The following is a 19,936-nucleotide window of genomic DNA, read 5'->3' on the forward strand; positions in this document are numbered from 1 at the left end:
AGAATTGACGGGTTCAACCAAATCCGAACAATTACTTCCAAGTGAGTGCCGTCGTATGATCGGAAAGCGTCGGGGAATTCTGAATTTTTAGAACATCTTATAGGAACGTAATGACGTATGGATGTCTATGCGATAGAAGTGCCTGATTAGAACGCTCTTATTAAATAACGAAAAAGGCCCAGGAAAAATTTCCTGGGCCTTTTGGCTACTTAAAAAAGTGTTGTATTTTAATCTTCGGCATCAGCCTGATGGCTATCGTCATTTTCCGATACTTCTTCAACTAAAGCCGATTGGTCTACAATAATGTTACCATCGCTATCTACAGTAAAGTAAATGTCGTGAACATCATTGTTCTTCAAGAAGGTATCAGCTACTTGGTCTTCGATTTGACTTTGGATGACACGTCTTAATGGGCGAGCGCCAAGTTTTGCGTCATAGCCAAGTTCAACTAAACGTTCTTTGACCTTGTCATCAACCTTGATGTGGATATCTTGGTTGGCTAGTAAGTTGTTCATATTGTCTAATAGTAGGTCAACAATCACAATCAATTCTGCTTTAGTTAGTGGTTGGAATTCGATGATGGCATCGAAACGGTTCAAGAATTCAGGTTTGAAGTAGTCACCAATCTTGTTCATGACACTTTGTTGTTTACCTTGTTTGCTTGCACCGAAACCAACACTCGCTTCCACGCCATCTGAACCGGCGTTTGATGTCATGATGATTAAGGTATCTTTAAAGGACACAGTGCGACCTTGGGCGTCTGTTAAACGACCGTCTTCCATAATTTGTAGGAAGATATTTAAGACATCTGGATGGGCTTTTTCAATTTCATCTAATAGGATGATTGAGTATGGTTGACGACGTACTTGCTCTGTTAATTGGCCTGCTTCATCGTAGCCCACGTATCCTGGAGGTGAACCAATTAATTTAGACACGGCATGTTTTTCCATGTATTCAGACATATCAAAGCGGACTAAGGCTTCGCGACGACCAAATAATTGAATGGCTAATTGACGTGCTAATTCGGTTTTACCGACACCAGTCGGGCCGACGAACATGAAGGAACCGATTGGACGGTCTTGACGGCTTAAACCAACGCGGTTACGACGGATAGCTTTGGCAATCTGTTCTACTGCATCGTCTTGACCAATGACGTGTTGCTTCAAGTTTTTGTCTAAGTTGATCAATTGGTCTTGTTCAGATTCTTGTAGGTCTGAAACAGGGATACCGGTTTTGGTTTCGATAATTGCTTGAATGTCGCTGGCGTTGACTGTTGGTGTCTTTTCAGGAACATTTTGATGGCTATCGTACATATCTTGGTATTTGTTTAATTGATCACGGTAGTAGGCTGCTTTTTCATAATCTTCAGCTTCTGTGGCCATTTCTTTCAGTCTGGTTAATTCGTCAATTTGATTCTTCAACGATTCGCGGTCTAAGAAAGGGATGGTTAAATTCTTTTTAGAACCAGACTCATCTAATAGGTCAATCGCTTTATCTGGTAATTGACGGTCTGTGATATAACGGTCTGATAAGCGAACAGTTGCTTCAATCGCTTCATCACTATATTTCACGTTATGGAAACCTTCGTATTTTTCTTGAATACCTTTGATAATTTCCAGGGTTTCTTCTACAGAAGGTTCAGCTACCATGACTTGTTGTAGACGACGGGCTAGGGCGCCATCTTTTTCGATTTTTCTAAATTCATTTAAGGTTGTTGCACCCACTAATTGGAGTTCACCGCGAGCTAGAGCCGGTTTTAAGATATTACCAGCGTCTAAAGAACCACCTTCAGTTGAACCAGCGCCGACAATTTCATGGATTTCATCTATAAATAGAATGATGTTTTTATTTTCGCGGACTTCATTCATTAATTGTTGCATTTTTTCTTCGAATTGGCCGCGGATACCAGTTCCTTGAACAAGTGAAGCGACATCTAATTGGATGACTTCTTTGTTGCGTAATTTTTCTGGTACAGCATGCTCAACAATCTTTTGGGCTAGGCCTTCGACAACGGCTGTTTTACCGACACCTGGTTCACCAATTAGAACAGGATTGTTTTTTGTACGACGGTTCAGGATTTCAATCACTCGGATAATTTCATCGTCTCGACCGATAATTGGGTCGATTAAACCAGCCTTGGCTTGGTCAGTCAAGTTGGTTCCGTAATTGCCTAGAATAGAATCGTCATTGTTGCCACCATTGCCAGCTTGAGCTTGGGCTTTATTTTGCGAATTTGCAGAAAAGCCTTGTTGCTGCATTTGACGTAATAGGTCATCAAAGCTGTAGCCGCCAAATGGATTGTTACTATTACTATTATTATTATTATTATTATTGTAATTTAAATTATTTGTTTGTTTACCTTGAGATAGCTGTGAGTAGCATGTTTGGCAGAGGTTTACCGCTTCACGTCGGCCATTCACATTTGCGTATACATGAATGACAGCGTCGCGTTCGCCACAGTTTTGACATAACATATAAGCACTTCCTTTGTTTAATGCTAGAGCGATTGCCTGCAATTTTTATATTCGCAGCATATAGATATAACTGCTAATGTCTATATTATACCCTGACCAATTTTGACTTTCAACCAAAAGGCTTAAGCAAAAATTATTCCTATAGTATTCAAGGGAAAAACCTTGTGGAAACGCTATTTTTTTGGTAAATTATTAATGAAAGAGTTTTCTAATTATGGTATAGTCTAGTTTGTGACATTTTACTTTTCAAATAGATAAGCTATAATAACTCTTGCCTATTTATAAAGGTCTAAATAAAACATTTTAAAGGAGATTTTTGATTATGCAAAAACAAGAATTTAACATTACAGCAGAAACTGGTATTCACGCACGTCCTGCAACTTTATTGGTGCAATCTGCAAGCAAGTTCAACTCAGATATTAACTTAGAATACAAAGGTAAATCTGTAAACTTGAAATCTATCATGGGCGTAATGTCTTTAGGTGTAGGTCAAGGTTCTGACGTTGTAATCACTGCTGAAGGTGACGACGAAGAAGAAGCAATCCAAACAATTGCTGACACTATGAAAAATGAAGGGTTATCAGAATAATATGACTAAACTAACAGGAATCGCGGCTAGCGATGGCGTTGCCATCGCTAAAGCGTTCTTAGTTGAAGAACCTGATTTAAGTTTTGAAATTTCAAAATCTAACGATTCACAACAAGAAAAAGAACGCTTAGCAAAAGCTATAGCTGACTCAAAAGTAGAAATCGAAAAAATTAAAGCGGTTGCATCTAAAGCCTTGTCAGAAGAGGAAGCGCAAGTCTTTGACGCGCATTTAATGGTCCTTGAAGATCCGGAATTGCAACAAGCTTATACGCAAAAAATTGAAGATGAAACATTGAACGCACAATCTGCAGTTCGTCAAGCAGCTGACTTCTACATTGAAATCTTCAAAGGTATGGAAGACAATCCTTATATGCAAGAACGTGCAGCTGACATCAAAGATGTTACTGACCGTTTAGTTGCGCATTTATTAGGTGTTAAAATTCCTGACCTTTCAACTATCGATGAAGAAGTAGTTGTTGTTGCTTATGACTTAACGCCAAGTGATACAGCACAATTAAACCGCCAATTTGTTAAAGGTTTTGCGACTGATATCGGTGGACGTACGTCACATTCAGCGATCATGTCTCGTTCATTGGAAATCGCTGCAGTTGTAGGGACTGGTAATGTTTCTAAAGAAATCAACGACGGTGACATTGTCATTGTTGATGGTTTAAACGGTGATGTTATTGTAAATCCTGACGATGCAACCATCGCAGAATACGAAAAAATTGCTGCCGACTTCTTAGCTCGTAAAGCTGAGTGGGAAAAACTTAAAGACGCTGAGACTTTAACTAAAGACGGCAAGAAATTCGAAATCGCTGCCAACATCGGTACGCCAAAAGACTTAGAAGGTGTACACTCAAACGGTGCTGAAGCAATTGGTTTATACCGGACTGAGTTCTTATACATGGATTCAGACGAAATGCCAACTGAAGATGAGCAATTCGAATCTTACAAAGTTGTTTTAGAAGGGATGAATGGTCATCCAGTCGTTGTTCGTACAATGGACATCGGTGGGGACAAACACTTACCTTACTTACAATTACCAGAAGAAATGAACCCATTCTTAGGTTACCGTGCAATCCGTATCGGATTAAACCAACCTGAATTATTACGTGTACAATTACGTGCCTTATTACGTGCGTCTGTATACGGTTCATTACGCATCATGTTCCCGATGATTTCAAATTTACCTGAATTCCGTGCTGCGAAAGCAATTTATGAGGAAGAAAAAGCTAAATTAGAAGCTGAAGGTGTTGAAGTTGCGGATGACATTCAAGTGGGTATCATGATCGAAATTCCAGCGGCTGCTGTGATTGCTGATCAATTCGCTAAAGAAGTGGACTTCTTCTCTATCGGTACCAACGACTTAATCCAATATACAATGGCGGCTGACCGTATGAACGAACACGTTTCATACCTATACCAACCATTTAACCCATCTGTATTACGATTGATCAAAAACGTTATCGATGCGAGCCATAAAGAAGGTAAATGGACTGGTATGTGTGGTGAAGTAGCCGGTGAACCAATGGCTGCTCCATTATTAGTAGGTATGGGCTTAGATGAATTCTCTATGTCTGCATCTTCTGTACTGAAAATCAGATCATTAATTTCTAAATTAGATTCAAACGAAATGGCTGAATTAGCTAACAAAGTGGTTACTGAAGCAACTTCTTCAGACGAAGCTGAAGCTTTAATTAAAGCAGCAGTTCCTGAACTAGCTGAACTATAATCGTTTCAAATGAATAAACTGAAAACCTCACTGAAATCATGGATTTTGGTGGGGTTTTTTCTTTGTCTAACAGTAAATGTCAAGCGAAGATATTCCTTATCTTATTCTTTACAATTAAGTTGCCGTCAGATGATTTTTTAATTACAATTATTCTGTTATGATAGGATATGTGACAGGATAAAAATAAAAAGGGCATCTAAGGAGTGTTTAGATGAATATCGCGATCTTTACCGATACCTACTTTCCACAAGTAAGTGGGGTCGCTACCTCAATTCAAACATTAAAAGAAACGTTTGAGGATAATGGACATCAAGTATATATTTTTACGACATCTGATCCAAAGGCAGAAATCGAAGACCATGTCTTTCGCTATGAATCAGTTCCTTTTCTATTCTTCAAAGATAGACGAGTGGCGATTCCTTCTTTTGCGTCTATTTACCGTAAATGCAAAGAGTTAGCAATCGATATTGTTCATACCCAAACGGAGTTCTCTATGGGGTTGATGGGGGTAAGCGTAGCACGCTATATGAGAATTCCACTAGTGCACACTTATCACACTTGGTATGAAAAATACCTTCATTATATTTTAAATGGCAAATTAATTTCTCGAAAAACGGTCGTTCATTTGTCTAAGCTTTTCTGTGACCAAGCTGATTTAGTCATTTCACCTAGTGAGCAGATGAAAGATGTTTTACGAGATTATCAAATTCTAAAACCTATTCATGTCTTGGCAACAGGGGTAAAGTTACCTAAGAAAATTGACCCAGATGTCCTAATCAACTTTAGACAAAGCTGGGGCATTGCACAAGATGAGTATCTACTGTTATCGATTAACCGTATCGCTGAGGAAAAAAACTTAGTCGCGATTATCGAGCAATTCCCTCAGGTGTTGGCGGATATTCCAAATGCTAAGTTGTTACTTGCAGGTGACGGGCCACAGTTAGAAGAGTTAAAAGCATTAACGGCTGAACTGAACTTGACGGATAAAATCATTTTCCCAGGCTTTGTATCTCATGACCAAGTCAATGTCTTGTACCAAGCGGCGGATGTTTATGTGAATTTATCGACTTCAGAGACGCAGGGCTTAACATTTATTGAAGCAATCACCAACCAACTACCGGTGATTGCCATGAAGACGCCTTACCTAGCGGCCCTTGAAGATATCGCACCGTTCGGTCATTTACTAACGGAAGTGACAGATTTTCCCAAATATGTGAAGGATATTAAAACGACGCAATCTTCATTAACAGAAGGTTTAGCACCATTGATTTACCATGTGTCGGCGGATGCTTTCTATGAAGACTTGTACCATATTTATCAGTACATGATTGAATTGCAGTCAGAGAAACCGAGAAATCTAATTGGACGAAGTGTTTACCTATCTTCTTCTTTTGCAGAATTGCATAGACCTTTGAAGTGGACTAGCAAGTATTTTCCGTCCTTCTATATTCGTAGAAAAGACGAATAGTCAGCATAAATATGGGTCGTCATTTTTCAATGAAAAGGCTTTGCTGAAATTAATTCATTTCTTATGCACTTAAAGGTTTTTTATTCACCCAAAGAGTGTTAAAATGACAAAGATAAGAAGGCGAAAGGAGATTATTATGCAATCATCTCGATTAGAAGCAATTATTACCCGATTAAAAGCGATGCTTTCTGATGACTCAGAAATCGAAGTACGTCGTTTCGAAAAAGAGGGCGTTGAAAAGTGTATTGTACGCTTTAACAAAGAGTCTGAAAGTTTTGAATTAGAGGACTTAACAATCAACGAAACTTTCCAATTTGATGACATTGATTTAGTCGCAATGGAAATCTACGAGTTAATTCAATAATTAACCAATTCAGTTGAAATTGTAGGGTGACCTACTAGAACTACCAATATGGCAGACATTCTGTGTCGTATAGAGGGTCGTGGCATCACGATCCTTTTTTTATTTATATGGAGTAGAGGGAGTTTAACATGTCAGATTCAATGAAATTATCGCGTGCTATCGCCTTTTTTAAGGACAATGGCAGCGCAACAACCATTACACAAGAAAATGTCGCAGACGAGGTCATCATTGATCGGATCACATTTGACTCGCGTGCGGTGACAGCCAACACCTTATTTGTGTGTAAGGGGCTCAATTTTAAAGCCTCTTACCTAAAAGATGCTGTTGACCGTGGGGCAGTGGCCTACCTGTCAGAACAAGATTACGCAGCCGACATCCCAGGTATTATCGTTGAAGATATCCGCCTAGCGATGGCTCAGCTTGCCAATTTTTTCTACCAATCGCCGTGGCAAGACGTGGCCATTTCAGGGATTACAGGAACCAAAGGCAAAACCACCACAGCAGGTTTCGTTAACCAAATTTTGACCTTAGACAGTCAGGAAAAAGGGCAAGCACTACCTGGGTTCGTGTCATCTACCTTTAACTATGATGGCCTTGAAAAAACACCATCGACCCTTACCACGCCTGAAGCCATGGATTTATATGAAATGCTGGCGACTATGCGGGACAATGGGGTAAACCGGGCAACTATGGAAGTATCCAGCCAAGCCTTAAAATACCACCGCGTTGATGACGTGAAGATGCAAGTGGTGGCCTTTTTGAATATTTCACCAGACCATATTTCGCCAGTCGAACATCCGACTTTTGCTGATTACTTCCAGTCAAAATTACGGATCTTTGACCACGGTAAAGTGGCTGTCATCAATGAAGATACAGACCACTATGAAGAGATTTTAAAAGCGGCTGAAGATGCTGAAAATATTGAACGGATTGTGACAGTTTCGCGTAAAAACCCGGCGGCTGATTATTTTGCCGATGAAATAGCCTTTAGTGAAACCAAACAGACATTTGTGGTGAAAAATCAAGGTGAAGCGATTCCGATGGCTTTAAATGTCTTAGGACACTTTAATATCAACAATGCCTTAGTGGCAACAGCGATTGCGCGTGAAAATGGTGTTGCGTGGGCAACGATTCAAAAGGCTTTAGATGATGCTAAAACAGATGGCCGGATGGAAATCTACCGTAGTAAGGACAATCAATTGACCTTCGTGGTTGATTTCGCCCACAACAGAATTTCCTTTGAAGAATTATTCTCATCTGTTAAAGAAATGGCCCCTGACAATGATATCCGTATTGTTTTTGGATCAGCCGGTGGCAAAGCTGAAAACAGACGGGCGGATATGGGCCATGTGGCTGGTTTAAACACCAATGAAATTTATTTAACCAGTGATGATCCTAACTTTGAAGACGCTTATAAAATTATGGCTGAAATTGAAGAAGCCATTAACGGGGTCAATCCAGATGCTAAAGTAAGAAGCAATTTAGACCGGACCGGGTCAATCTATATGGCCTATAAGGATGCGATTGCGTCCGGAAAACCAACGACCATTGTGGTAGCTGGTAAGGGTTCAGAAGATACGATTAAAATCAATGGCCGTAACGAATTTTACGTACCCGATTTTGAATACGTTCAACAATTGATTGCTTTTTATGAATTTAAGGGTAGAATTTAAGAGTGGAAACGATTATGAGAATACCATGAAATATACATGATAAAATACTATCAACTAAAGAGGTGGCGAATTTGAAACAAATTAATATTGGATTACTTGGTCTAGGTACAGTCGGTGGCGGGGTAGCCAAAATTATGCATGATCACGCACAAAAAATGTCAGACACGGAAGGTATTCAATACCATGTAACGAAGATTTTTGTCCGCGATATTGAAAAATCAAAAGTGAAACATCCCGGATTACCAGAAAGCATTCAATTGACAACTGATTTCAATGATGTCATCAACGACCCTTCAATTGATATTGTCGTTGAGGCGATGGGGGGGACAACATTCGCAGCTGACTGTATTGAATCTGCTTTACGCGCCGGTAAACACATCGTAACTGCTAACAAGGATTTGGTGGCGATTAAACGTGGTTTAGATTTAATCCAATATGCCCAAGACCATCAATTAGACTTCTTATATGAAGCAGCAGTTGCTGGTGGTATTCCAATTTTAAACAGTTTACGTACGCCATTAGCGTCAGATAAGTTATTCTCTGTATCAGGTATTGTCAACGGGACAACGAATTATATTTTGACAAAAATGGTGGAACAAGGTCGTGGCTTCGATGAAGTCTTAGCGGAAGCGCAAGCTTTAGGCTTAGCGGAGGCAGACCCATCGGGTGACGTAGATGGTCTAGATGCAGCCCGTAAGATTGTTATCTTAACAAAAATGGCCTTCGGGGTAACTGTCGACTTGAACGAAATTCCAGTCAAAGGCATCCGTCATGTCACAGCTCGTGATATTCAAGTTGCTAGCTCATTAGGTTATGTGATTAAGCTAATTGGTCGTGCAAACTTGGTAGACGGTACCGTCTACGCTGAAGTGGCGCCAACCTTAGTACCAAAAACCCACCCATTATCAACTGTCCGTAACGAAATGAATGCGGTCTTTACTGAGGGAGCAGCGACTGGTGAGATGATGTTCTACGGTCCTGGTGCCGGTGAATTACCGACTGGTGCCATGGTGGTTTCAGATATTATGGCTATTGGTCAACATATCCACACAGAAACCACTGGCCAACCATTTGCCAATTACAGTCAAGATGCCACTTGGAAAAAGGCAGAAGATATCAAATCTGTTGGCTTCTTCCACTTTGAAACTGAAGACAAACAAGGGCAGTTCATCAAGCTTGTCCAAATCTTTGACGAAGCGAAAGTTAGCTTAGACAAGGTTTTCCAAGAGCCGTCATCTGATGACAAGACAGCGAAAATTGTGGTTGTCACCCATGAAATGTCACAAGCCCAATTACAACAAATCAACCAAGCTACACAAGATAGTCCTGAATTAAACTTGATTTCTTACTATTCAGTGTTGCCTGAAGCGAAGTAGGTGACCATTATGGTAGAAAAGGTACGCGTGAAAGTTCCGGCAACTTCAGCCAATATGGGGCCCGGCTTTGATTCAATCGGTGTTGCCGTTACCCTATATTTAACGGTGGATATTCTTAACCCTAGTGAACAATGGCAAATTGACCATGACCTAGGCGAAGGGATTCCAACTGACGCATCCAACATGGTGATTGAAACGATTTTACGGTTTGCACCGGATGCCCAACCACATCATTTAACTATGACCAGTGATATCCCGACAGCTCGTGGTTTAGGGTCGTCATCTTCAGCTATTGTGGCGGGTATTGCCATTGCTGAGATTCTAGCGGGTGCAACTTGGTCAATGGATGAAAAGATTAACATGGCTAACGAAATCGAGGGCCACCCGGATAATATTGCCCCAGCTTTAGCAGGTGGTTTGGTGGTGTCAGTCGCTATGGATTTAACCCATGTATTATGGACAAAATCGCTATTGGATGATGTGCATTTTATTGCGACTGTTCCTAATAGAGAGTTGTTAACTAAAGAAGCAAGAGCCGTTTTGCCGAAAGAGTTGGTGTTTGCAGACGCAGTTCGGGCGAATGGTATCGGTAATGTCTTCGTGAGCAAGTTGTTAGAAGGGGACATTGAAGCAGTAGGCACCTTGATGGAGATGGATCAATTACATGAACCGTTTCGGGCGAAATTAGTCCCAGAATTAGGGCAAATCCGCCAAGCTTTGTCAACAGTTGACGGGGTATACGGGACTTACCTATCAGGTGCCGGCCCAACTATTATGACCCTTGTCCAAGCTTCTGCCTCAGATCAGATTGTTGAAGCCATCGGCCAATTAAATCTTGACGCACAGATAAAGACACTTGACTTTGCCTCAGATGGGGTTATAGTAGAGGATATGTGATTTTAGACGATTGATAATGTTACGAGCATGTCAGACTGATATGCTCGTAGCATTTTTTGTTGCTTTGCTTTTTAGAAAAGGCTGCTGATCGCCTACTGGGCTTGCAGCATTTTACCAAAAGTTTATGCTTATAAAACAAGCGGTGAATCGGCTTCTGCATAAGTGAATCAAGGGGCTGCTTATGGTATACTATTCATGAAATTAAGGGAGGCCGGCATGAAAAAAGACTATTTTAAACCAACCTGGATGATAGAACGTATCTATCAATTGACACCTGACCAATTAGCCAAACATAATATCAAAGGCGTAATCACCGACCTGGATAACACCTTGATTGCATGGAATAACCCGGATGGGACACCTGAATTGCGTGCTTGGTTAAAAATAATGAAAGATGCGGGGATACCTGTTGTCATCTTATCCAATAACCATCATGGTCGCGTCAAACGTGTAGCTGACCAGTTAGGGGTGCTCTTTACCTCAGACGCTAAAAAACCTTCTCGTAGAGGGTTTAGACGGGCTATTGACATGCTTGGTGTCAGTCAGGATGAAGTAGTCATTGTTGGTGACCAACTTTTAACCGATGTTTTTGGTGGTAACCGTCTAGGCATTCGCAGCATCTTGGTCATGCCATTAGTTGAAACAGACTTGGTATGGACCCTATTAAATCGTAAAATTGAAAAATTCTTATTCAAGAGAATTGAAAAGAAACATCCCGACTTGAAGTGGAGGAATAATATTGTCTAACGAAGAAACACTATATTGCGTTGGTTGCGGTGCTGAAATTCAGACTGACCAACCAGACAAACGCGGGTACACGCCGCAATCTGCCTACCAGAAAGGTATCGAATCAGGTTTGTTATACTGCCAACGTTGTTTTAAATTGCGTCATTATAATACCCTTGAGAAAGTATCCACATCTGCAGATGAATTTTTAGCCATCTTAAATACCCTTAGCGAAAAAGATGCCCTTATCGTTAACGTGATTGACATCTTTGACGTAGCAGGCTCTTTAATCAACGGCCTAAACCGTTTTGCAGGGACTAACCCCATCCTAATGGTTGCCAACAAGATGGACGCTATTCCGAAGGCAGTGAAACACAGTCGGATTGAAAATTGGTTGCGTAAATACTTGAAAGATAATGGGGTTAAAGTGGATGACTTAATCCTTACTTCAGCTAAAAAGCGGGCGAATATTGACGACTTATTAGCGAAAATCGATGAAATGCGTGATGGTCGTGATGTTTATGTGATTGGTATGGCTAATGTTGGAAAATCTTCATTGATCAACCGGATTCTTCAAGCCACAGGTGTTGAAGCGGATGTCATTACAACTAGTCAGTTCCCAGGAACGACCTTAGATTTAATCGATATTCCTTTTGACGATGCAGAGGGTAATGAAGCTAGCTTAATTGATACACCAGGAATCATTAACCCAGGACAGATGACTGCTATTTTAGAAGGAAAAGAATTGGTGGACGCCTTACCGAATAAAGAAATCAAGCCTGTGACTTTCCAACTGAATCCAGAACAAACATTGTTCTTTGGTGGCTTAGCGCGTCTTGATTTTATTGCTGGTGAACGGACCTCATTTACCCTGTATAAGTCAGGTCAAATCAAACCACATCGCCGTAAGTTAGCGGGTTCAGACGAATTTTACCAAGAGCATCTTGGTGGGATTTTACAACCGCCTTACCCAGAAAATGTGGCCAATTTCCCAGGACTGGTCCGCAAAGAATTCTCAATCAAAACACCAACAGATATCGTATTTCCAGGTTTAGGATGGGTTTCAGTTAGTGACCCAGTTCAAATCGCCGCTTACGTACCAAAGGGTATTGATATTATCACCAGAGAAAAATTAATCTAGATTTTATTCGCGGTAAAAGTCGCATAGCCTATCAGCTAGTGTAAAAATCGGGTTTGAGCCTGCTGAAATGAAAGGCCGGCTCTCACACCCTAATGTGAAAGGAGACTATTCATTTTGAATAATAAACAAAAGAAATTTTTACGTAAAGAAGCCCATCATTTGAACCCCGTAGCCAATATTGGTAAAAACGGTTTATCAGAAGAATTTATGGTGCAAATTGATGAAGTCCTAGAAAAACGTGAGTTGATTAAGGTACATTTATTACAAAATACAGATGAGGAAACTAACGAAGCAGCAGCGGAAATCGCTGAGGCAGTAGATGCGTTTGTTGTCCAAACAATTGGTCGTGTGATTACTTTATACCGTCCTTCATCTGAAGCTAAGTATCAAGAACTCTCAGCGCAAGTAAAAGCTTTAGGCTAATTACAGGAGGCAAATTGTGGCAAAGGTATCATTTTTAGATCAAGAACATGTTCGTTTGATAAATGAACCAGAGACAGAATTAGCGTTTGAAGACAATCCCCATAAACGGATTGGCATTCTTGGGGGGACCTTTAACCCCATCCATAACGGGCATTTATTGATGGCTGAACAAGTTTATGACAAATTGAAATTGGATGAAGTATGGTTTATGCCAAACAAGAAGCCACCCCATGCGGAAACCAAAGAAACCTTAGATGACGCCTACCGGGTAGATATGATTGAATTGGCGATCCAAGATAATCCACATTTTCGTCTAGAAGCAATTGAACTCGACCGGGTAGGGAAATCTTACACGGTGGATACTATGGAGATTTTAACAACTTTGTATCCAACTTATGAGTTTTACTTCATCATCGGTGCTGATATGATCGAAAACTTACCTAAATGGCACCGGATTGATGATTTGATTAAGATGGTGCATTTTGTAGGTGTCGGCCGTGAGGGATATCAAAATGATACGGACTATCCATTGATTTTTGTAGACGCTGAAGGAATGACTGTGTCCTCAACAGGAATCAGAAAAGCAGTAGCAGATAAGGCTTCTATCCGATATCTGACGCCAACAGCTGTAGCTGCCTATATACAGGAAAAGGGGTTATATCAAGCACATGAAAGATAGAAAATTAAATCCGGATTTAATCAATATTCAACGGGATGAACTTGAAAAATTACTGCAGGCTCGTTTAACCAACAAGCGATATAAACACGTTTTGCGGGTTGAAGAAACAGCAATTCAACTAGCTGAACTATACCCTGAAGCGGACGTAGATAAGGCCAGTATAGCAGCCTTACTCCATGATTATGCCAAAGATGACAGTGAAACCCACTTGGCTGAGTTTAAAGACTATCCAGGTTACAACCCAGAGTGGTTAAATTACGGATCTGCCATCTGGCATGGTCCACTAGCCGCTATGATCGCTGATACCCAGTTTGGGGTCAAAGATGAAGATATCTTAAAGGCTGTTTGGGTTCATACTATTGGGGGTTATGACATGACCCTAAATCAAAAAATCTTGTTTATTGCTGACTATATTGAACCAAGTCGTGATTTTAAAGGCGTTGAAAAAGCACGGGAACTAGCTAAAACTGACTTAGATGCCGCAGTAGACTTCAAAATCAAGCGATCCATTGTGCATTTGGTTGAATCAGGCCGTCAAGTATACCCAGAAACCATTGCAATCTATAATGATTGGGTCAAAAGATATAACAATAAAAAACGAATAAGAATAAGTAATCAGACTAAGTAAGCAATAATAAAGGAGTATTTATGACTAAAANNCGACCGCTTAGCGACAGATATCGTTGCCTTGGACGTTGCCAACACAACACCAATGGCTGACTATTTTGTCATTATGTCTGGACGTAACGACCGTCAAGTCAAAGCCATTGTTGACGCTGTTGAAGAAGCAATTGAAGAAGCAGAATTCTCAGTGAAGGGTATCGAAGGAAAAGACGGTAACCGTTGGATCTTAATCGATGCTTTCGACGTGATTGTACACGTATTTACAAGTGAAGAACGTGGTTTCTATAACTTAGAAAAAATGTGGGCTGAGGCACCATTAGTCAACGTTGAAGAATGGATTAGCTAGGGCGCGACCATGATAGAAAATCAACAGCAATATGACGTATTCGCCGACGTCTACGAAATCTTGTTTGATGACAGTCTATACCTATCTTGGTTTTCCTATGCCACAGAGACCATGCAGGCTTTTGACAAATTCTTAGAGGGTCAAGATTATTGGGTGGACCTTGGCGCAGGTGGTGGTCAATTCGCTATTTTAATGGCCCAAGCAGGTTATCCAATCAAGGGCTTAGACCTATCTGAAAAAATGGTTTCAGCAGCCAAGGCCAACGCCAAGGAAGCCAAGTTAGATCTTGAATTCTGGCAAGACGACATGACCACATTTGAATTAAAGGACCAGGCAGCAGTCATTTCTTGCTTCTGCGATACCATTAATTATCTAGCGGACATGGATGTGGTGAAAGCTACTTTTGCCCATATCTACCAGCAATTACAAGATGGTGGGGTTTTCATGTTCGACGTTCATTCTATCCATCAAATGAATGATATCTATCCAGAAACATCTTTAGTCGTTGAGTGGGATGACGCTGTATTTACCTGGACATCAGACCAGTTCCGTGGCGAAAATACCATCGACCATACCATTAACGTATTCGTTCAAAACACAGAAGATAACAACTACCAACGCTTTGAAGAAATGCATTACGAACAGACCTTGTCTGTTGAAGCATATCAGGAAATCTTGACACAAGTAGGCTTCAATAACATCCATGTCACAGCAGACTTTAGCCAAGACACACCGGATGAAAGTTCTAAACGTATCTTCTTTTCAGCGCAGAAATAAGTAATGTAAACACTTTGGAAAAGGGGTGACCCTATGCAAGCTGTCGGAATTATTGCCGAATGGCATCCGTTCCATAACGGACACGCCTATCAGATCAAAAAAGCTAAAGAACAGGCCAAGGCCGACCTTGTGATTGGCGTCATGTCAGGTAACTACGTTCAACGTGGGGAACCAAGCTTGGTATCCAAGTGGGCTCGGGCAGCCATCGCTTTGGAAAACGGCTGTGATTTAGTGGTTGAATTACCATTTTGGTTTGCTATTCAACCTGCAGACTACTTTGCTGAAGGCGGGGTAAAAGCTTTAGCAGCCCTTGGTGCAACAGCTATTTCTTTTGGGGTTGAAGACGACCACTTTTCTGATTATGAACAATTGGCCAAGTGGATGGTTGCCCACCCTAATCAAGTGGCTGCAGCTGACCAATATATAGCAGATTCAGACAACCGGTCTTTCGCTGAAAAACGAATTGCAGCTATTCTACATTTACAGGCGACTTATCCAGAAATCGCAGATTTAAAGGTCAACTTTAAAGAAAACGCCAACACCTTACTGGCTTTTGCCTACGCTAAGGTCAATGCCCAGTTAAAGACGCCTTTAAAGATGGTGCCAGTCAAACGAATTGGGGACAACCATCGTTTAAACACCTTATATGAAGGCCAATTAGACAAAGATACAAGTCTTTATACATCTGGGTCAGCCATACGTCACTACCTCTTTTCCAGAGATTTAAAGGGTCTTAAAGATTCAAACGCATTGGAGAAGATGGTGCCGAGGGATATGGCTCAGGCTTTATGTGAAGCGGTTGAAGCGGACCAGCTGGTGTCTTGGGCAGACTTGTTCCCCTATCTGCGCTATCGTTTGTTGACGGCTTCTAACGAGGAGTTAGGGGCTATCTATCAAATGGTGGGTGGTATGGAAAATCGGATGGTTGAGGCGATCAAGCAGGTGGACAATTTCTCTGATTTTGTGGACCGGGTGAAGAATCGGAATTGGTCGGCAAATCGGGTGCAAAGGACGGCTTTGATGGTGACTTTGAATATTCAAAAAGATGAGATGCTGGTAGTGCTTTCACCTAGTCATCGACAGCCTTTGATGTTGCTTGGGGCGACTGAGAAGGGACGGGCTTACTTGAAGACCGTTAAATCGGATTTGAGTGGGGACGATAGTCTATGGCAATTGGTGAGTCGTGTGGACCAGACGAGTGAAGAAAACTGGCCAATGTGGTTGAAGGTTGACCGGATGTATGAAATACTAAAACCACAAATTGATACACAAAATTTCAATCATCCGCCAATATTTACGAAATAAAAAAAGAAAGGGAGCAGAGGAAAAATAGTTTACTTTTTGATGGAGACCTAGTAGTATGGGAAAGTGCGTTTCATCCTGTAAATATGATAGTCAAAAAGTGATAATGAGTTTAATTTAATGACCTTGTCAAGGAAAAAACATTGACAAATAAGTTTAGACTTAGTATAATTTTTCTTGTTGCTTATTAGGTGGTCAATAATGAAATGGTCTATTCAAGAGTTGCGTCAAATCGCATCCCAACCAATGATGATCCAAGAATCAGTCGATATGAAAGAGCAAATGAAGGCAGTAATACCTGAGTTGATTGACATGTCACCTGTTTCAGTTGATGGTATGGTTCTCTATGAAGAACATACAGTATTGACACAATTACGATTAGCACTAAAAATGACGATGCCATCTACACGGTCTTTAGAGCCGGTAGTGCTGGATCTACAATTACCAGTTTCCGAACGTTTTATTGAAGACGGTTGGGAGACAGATATTGTCGATGAAGAGCATGTTGTACAGTTATCTATGGATAGCTACACGTTAGATTTGCGAGAATCCATCCGTGACAACATTCTTCTAAATCTGCCAATTCAGATTTTGACTGAAGTGGAAGAGGCTGACGATGCGTTTCCTGAAGGGAATGACTGGCGAGTTGTAAGTCAAACGGAGTTTGAAGCTGAACGCGATGAAGAGGAAGTTATTAATTCTGAATTCGCCAAACTTCAAGATTTGTTTAAAGATTCAGAATCGTCGGATGAAGCATAATTGATATTTAATTAGGAGGTGTAATGATGGCAGTACCAAAACGTAAAACGTCTAAACAAAGAAAAAACAAACGCCGTACACATTACAAGTTAGAAGTACCTGGAATGAACGCATGCCCTAACTGTGGTGAATTACGTAAATCTCACCATGTATGTGCAAACTGCGGTTTCTACGATGGTAAAGATGTAATGACTGACGCAGCAGCTGAATAATTTTATTTAGCGCAAGATTCATTGAGAATTACCGCATAGTTGATATGTGGGAAACTTAAATGTTTACTTTGATTATATATAATTAAAAGGGCACTAACCGCTTTTGGTTAGTGCCTTTTTTTGTTTTCCTTTTTCAAAGAAAAAATCAATCTAGACATTTTTAGCCATCTTAGCTAGTATTAATGGATGACAAACTTATGGTTGATACAGAAAACAAAGGAAAGGTTGACGATTATGGCTTTCAAATGGAGCGAAATACTTTATTATCTACTACCCATCGTGAGCTTATTGCTTGTGGGTACAGTTGGAAAACCTTACCTCTACTTTAACAAGTGGATTAAATTTGCACCGATTGATGTTGTTTTTCCCATTCTTTTGGTTTGCCTCCACTTTATATCCAAGGATTTATTATTATTTTCAATTATTCCCCACTTAGTGGTCGTGATATCCTTGTTAGCGATTGGTATTTTAGTTTGGCGTTTTGTGAGAAATGAAGAAGTTATTGTTGGAAAATTTTACCGCATGCTGGTAAATATTGCCTTCTCCTTTACGTTCATTATTTATATGCTGGTAACAATCTGCCGAATTATTCAAGTAGTGACAATGTAAACATTAACCAGTCATCAGTCTCTATTTAGTAGAAACTTAAAATTCTTTAAAAATGTTCAAAAAAGAAGCTTGGACTTTGTTGAAAAACAGGTTCAAAGCTTCTTTTTTTTGTGGAAAAACCCCGAAAACACACCTTTTCCACAAACTGTGTAAAAAAACAGCAAAATTTTGGGGACATATGGTGAAAAGTGGGGAGATATGGTAGACTTAAACCAATAAAGGCTAAGGTTAGGCACAGAAGGTGATAAAGATGTTAATGGGTGAATTCCAACATAATATCGACGCCAAAGGGCGAATCATCATCCCAGCGAAATTACGTGAGGACTTAGGTGCTAAGTTCGTGATTACACGTGGTTTGGATGGGTGTGTTTTTGGCTATCCTTTAGACAATTGGGAGAAAATTCAAGAGAAATTGAAACAATTACCGCTAGCTAAGAAAGAAGCACGTGCTTTTACACGTTTTTTCTATTCTGCAGCGGCTGAAGCCGAAATTGATAAGCAAGGACGTATTAACATCCCATCAACCTTGGTAGATTATGCCAATCTTGAAAAAGAGTGTCTAGTCTTAGGGGTTTCTGACCGTATTGAAATTTGGTCGAAAGCAAGATGGGAAAGTGTCTCTTCTGAAATTGAAGAAAGCTTTGAAGAAATTGCGGAAGACATGTTAGATTTTGGCCTTTAATTAAGCTCATAAATTAGAAAATAATGAAATAAATTTTGAAGAGATAAAGAATTATAGAAGAAGAGGATGGCAGAAGAATGGCAAATGAATTCCATCATATCTCAGTGTTATTAAACGAATCAGTAGACGGATTGGCAATCAAACCCAATGGTATTTATGTTGATTGTACTTTGGGTGGTGCTGGACATAGTTCTAAAATCGCAGCAGCCCTATCTGACGAAGGTCGTTTAATCGCCTTTGATCAGGATCTAGTGGCCATTGGCAATGCCGAGAAAGTATTGGCAGCGGAAATCGAAAGTGGGAAAGTGACCCTTGTTCATAATAATTTCAGACATATCCAGTCAGAACTTGAAAAAATGGGTATTACCGGTGTAGACGGTATCTTGTATGACCTTGGCGTGAGCTCGCCACAATTAGATGAGATTGAACGCGGATTTTCATACCATCAAGATGCACCATTAGACATGCGTATGGACCAAACCCAAGCATTAACAGCAGAAACCATTATTAATGACTGGGAATTCAATGATCTTGTACGTATTTTTTATCGCTACGGAGAAGAAAAATTCTCTAAGCAAATTGCCCGTAAAATCGAGCAAAGAAGAGCGGATCACCGGATTACGCGTACGGAGGAATTAGTGGACATTGTTAAGGAAGCTATTCCTGCACCGGCACGCCGTAAGGGTGGACATCCGGCTAAACGGATTTTCCAAGCTGTGCGTATTGCAGTCAACGATGAATTAGGCGCGATTGAAGACTCACTAGAGCAAGCATTGAATTTATTGAATGTTGGCGGACGTGTATCGGCGATTTCTTTTCAATCATTAGAAGACCGCATTGTGAAGCAAATGTTCAAAGATGCTTCAACAGGCGAAGAATTACCGGCAAATTTACCAGTGATTAATACGGATATTGAAGCGCCTTTTAAATTGGTCAATAGAAAACCAATTTATGCCAGTGAAGAAGAATTGGCCTATAACTCACGCGCACAAAGTGCCAAGTTACGTATAATCGAACGTATTAAATAGACATTTAAATCAACCTTAGACCAATAGAAAAAGGAAGCCTACTAAAAGAAGG

At 40.5% G+C, this 19,936-nt stretch carries 20 protein-coding genes and 1 pseudogene; 20 read left to right on the forward strand and 1 reads right to left on the reverse strand.

The window, feature by feature from the left end; translation table 11 throughout:
- Positions 1-227: 227 nt before the first annotated feature.
- Positions 228-2,474, reverse strand: coding sequence for an ATP-dependent Clp protease ATP-binding subunit (locus B2V22_RS04400; protein ID WP_290490761.1), 2,247 nt, complete (start codon positions 2,472-2,474; stop codon positions 228-230).
- Positions 2,475-2,796: 322 nt separating this feature from the next.
- On the opposite strand from B2V22_RS04400, the gene B2V22_RS04405 reads away from it, so the two are divergent.
- The 20 genes and pseudogenes from B2V22_RS04405 to rsmH all read left to right on the forward strand — a co-directional run bounded on the left by B2V22_RS04405 (position 2,797) and on the right by rsmH (position 19,884).
- Positions 2,797-3,063, forward strand: a complete 267-nt coding sequence (locus B2V22_RS04405; protein WP_070467980.1) for a phosphocarrier protein HPr — start codon at positions 2,797-2,799, stop codon at positions 3,061-3,063.
- Position 3,064: 1 nt separating this feature from the next.
- Positions 3,065-4,798 (forward strand): phosphoenolpyruvate--protein phosphotransferase, encoded by a 1,734-nt coding sequence (gene ptsP, locus B2V22_RS04410; RefSeq protein ID WP_290490762.1) that lies wholly within the window; start codon positions 3,065-3,067, stop codon positions 4,796-4,798.
- A 211-nt stretch (positions 4,799-5,009) separates the two neighbouring features.
- Positions 5,010-6,266 carry a glycosyltransferase gene (locus B2V22_RS04415; RefSeq protein ID WP_290490763.1) on the forward strand — a complete coding sequence of 419 codons (1,257 nt, stop codon included), beginning with the start codon at positions 5,010-5,012 and terminating at the stop codon, positions 6,264-6,266.
- Between the two features lie 136 nt (positions 6,267-6,402).
- Positions 6,403-6,630: a YkuJ family protein gene (locus tag B2V22_RS04420; protein ID WP_016897683.1), complete on the forward strand. Its 228-nt coding sequence runs from the start codon at positions 6,403-6,405 to the stop codon at positions 6,628-6,630.
- 128 nt (positions 6,631-6,758) lie between these two features.
- Positions 6,759-8,303 carry a Mur ligase family protein gene (locus B2V22_RS04425; protein WP_290490764.1) on the forward strand — a complete coding sequence of 515 codons (1,545 nt, stop codon included), beginning with the start codon at positions 6,759-6,761 and terminating at the stop codon, positions 8,301-8,303.
- A 62-nt stretch (positions 8,304-8,365) separates the two neighbouring features.
- Positions 8,366-9,679 carry a homoserine dehydrogenase gene (locus B2V22_RS04430; RefSeq protein ID WP_290490765.1) on the forward strand — a complete coding sequence of 438 codons (1,314 nt, stop codon included), beginning with the start codon at positions 8,366-8,368 and terminating at the stop codon, positions 9,677-9,679.
- Between the two features lie 9 nt (positions 9,680-9,688).
- Positions 9,689-10,576 carry a homoserine kinase gene (gene thrB, locus B2V22_RS04435; RefSeq protein ID WP_290490766.1) on the forward strand — a complete coding sequence of 296 codons (888 nt, stop codon included), beginning with the start codon at positions 9,689-9,691 and terminating at the stop codon, positions 10,574-10,576.
- 216 nt (positions 10,577-10,792) lie between these two features.
- A complete protein-coding gene (locus B2V22_RS04440; protein ID WP_290490767.1) occupies positions 10,793-11,323 on the forward strand; it encodes a YqeG family HAD IIIA-type phosphatase in 531 nt (176 codons plus the stop codon).
- On the forward strand, positions 11,316-12,443 hold the full coding sequence (yqeH, locus tag B2V22_RS04445; RefSeq protein ID WP_290490768.1) for a ribosome biogenesis GTPase YqeH: 1,128 nt from the start codon (positions 11,316-11,318) through the stop codon (positions 12,441-12,443). Before B2V22_RS04440 ends, yqeH begins: the two co-directional genes overlap by 8 nt.
- Before the next feature lie 114 nt (positions 12,444-12,557).
- A complete protein-coding gene (gene yhbY / locus B2V22_RS04450; protein WP_290490769.1) occupies positions 12,558-12,866 on the forward strand; it encodes a ribosome assembly RNA-binding protein YhbY in 309 nt (102 codons plus the stop codon).
- Positions 12,867-12,882: 16 nt separating this feature from the next.
- Positions 12,883-13,545: a nicotinate-nucleotide adenylyltransferase gene (locus tag B2V22_RS04455; protein WP_290490770.1), complete on the forward strand. Its 663-nt coding sequence runs from the start codon at positions 12,883-12,885 to the stop codon at positions 13,543-13,545.
- The gene (gene yqeK, locus B2V22_RS04460) at positions 13,535-14,173 is read left to right on the forward strand and encodes a bis(5'-nucleosyl)-tetraphosphatase (symmetrical) YqeK (RefSeq protein ID WP_290490771.1); all 639 of its coding nucleotides are present in this window, start codon (positions 13,535-13,537) and stop codon (positions 14,171-14,173) included. The genes B2V22_RS04455 and yqeK overlap by 11 nt, the downstream gene beginning before the upstream one ends.
- A gap of 33 nt (positions 14,174-14,206) precedes the next feature.
- Positions 14,207-14,515: pseudogene (gene rsfS, locus B2V22_RS04465) on the forward strand (ribosome silencing factor); the annotation flags it as partial.
- A gap of 9 nt (positions 14,516-14,524) precedes the next feature.
- Positions 14,525-15,292, forward strand: coding sequence for a class I SAM-dependent DNA methyltransferase (locus tag B2V22_RS04470; protein ID WP_290490772.1), 768 nt, complete (start codon positions 14,525-14,527; stop codon positions 15,290-15,292).
- Between the two features lie 33 nt (positions 15,293-15,325).
- Positions 15,326-16,597: a nucleotidyltransferase family protein gene (locus B2V22_RS04475; RefSeq protein ID WP_290490773.1), complete on the forward strand. Its 1,272-nt coding sequence runs from the start codon at positions 15,326-15,328 to the stop codon at positions 16,595-16,597.
- 198 nt (positions 16,598-16,795) lie between these two features.
- The gene (locus B2V22_RS04480) at positions 16,796-17,353 is read left to right on the forward strand and encodes a YceD family protein (protein ID WP_290490774.1); all 558 of its coding nucleotides are present in this window, start codon (positions 16,796-16,798) and stop codon (positions 17,351-17,353) included.
- 26 nt (positions 17,354-17,379) lie between these two features.
- Complete coding sequence (gene rpmF, locus B2V22_RS04485; protein WP_016897670.1) at positions 17,380-17,565, forward strand: 50S ribosomal protein L32; 186 nt, start codon at positions 17,380-17,382, stop codon at positions 17,563-17,565.
- Between the two features lie 234 nt (positions 17,566-17,799).
- The gene (locus B2V22_RS04490; protein WP_290490775.1) at positions 17,800-18,174 is read left to right on the forward strand and encodes a DUF3397 family protein; all 375 of its coding nucleotides are present in this window, start codon (positions 17,800-17,802) and stop codon (positions 18,172-18,174) included.
- A gap of 250 nt (positions 18,175-18,424) precedes the next feature.
- Positions 18,425-18,856, forward strand: a complete 432-nt coding sequence (mraZ, locus tag B2V22_RS04495; protein WP_290490776.1) for a division/cell wall cluster transcriptional repressor MraZ — start codon at positions 18,425-18,427, stop codon at positions 18,854-18,856.
- Between the two features lie 77 nt (positions 18,857-18,933).
- On the forward strand, positions 18,934-19,884 hold the full coding sequence (gene rsmH / locus B2V22_RS04500; protein ID WP_290490777.1) for a 16S rRNA (cytosine(1402)-N(4))-methyltransferase RsmH: 951 nt from the start codon (positions 18,934-18,936) through the stop codon (positions 19,882-19,884).
- The last annotated feature ends 52 nt before the right edge of the window (positions 19,885-19,936 follow it).

It is taken from the genome of Aerococcus sp. UBA6277 (assembly GCF_002440555.1).
GTDB lineage: Bacteria > Bacillota > Bacilli > Lactobacillales > Aerococcaceae > Aerococcus.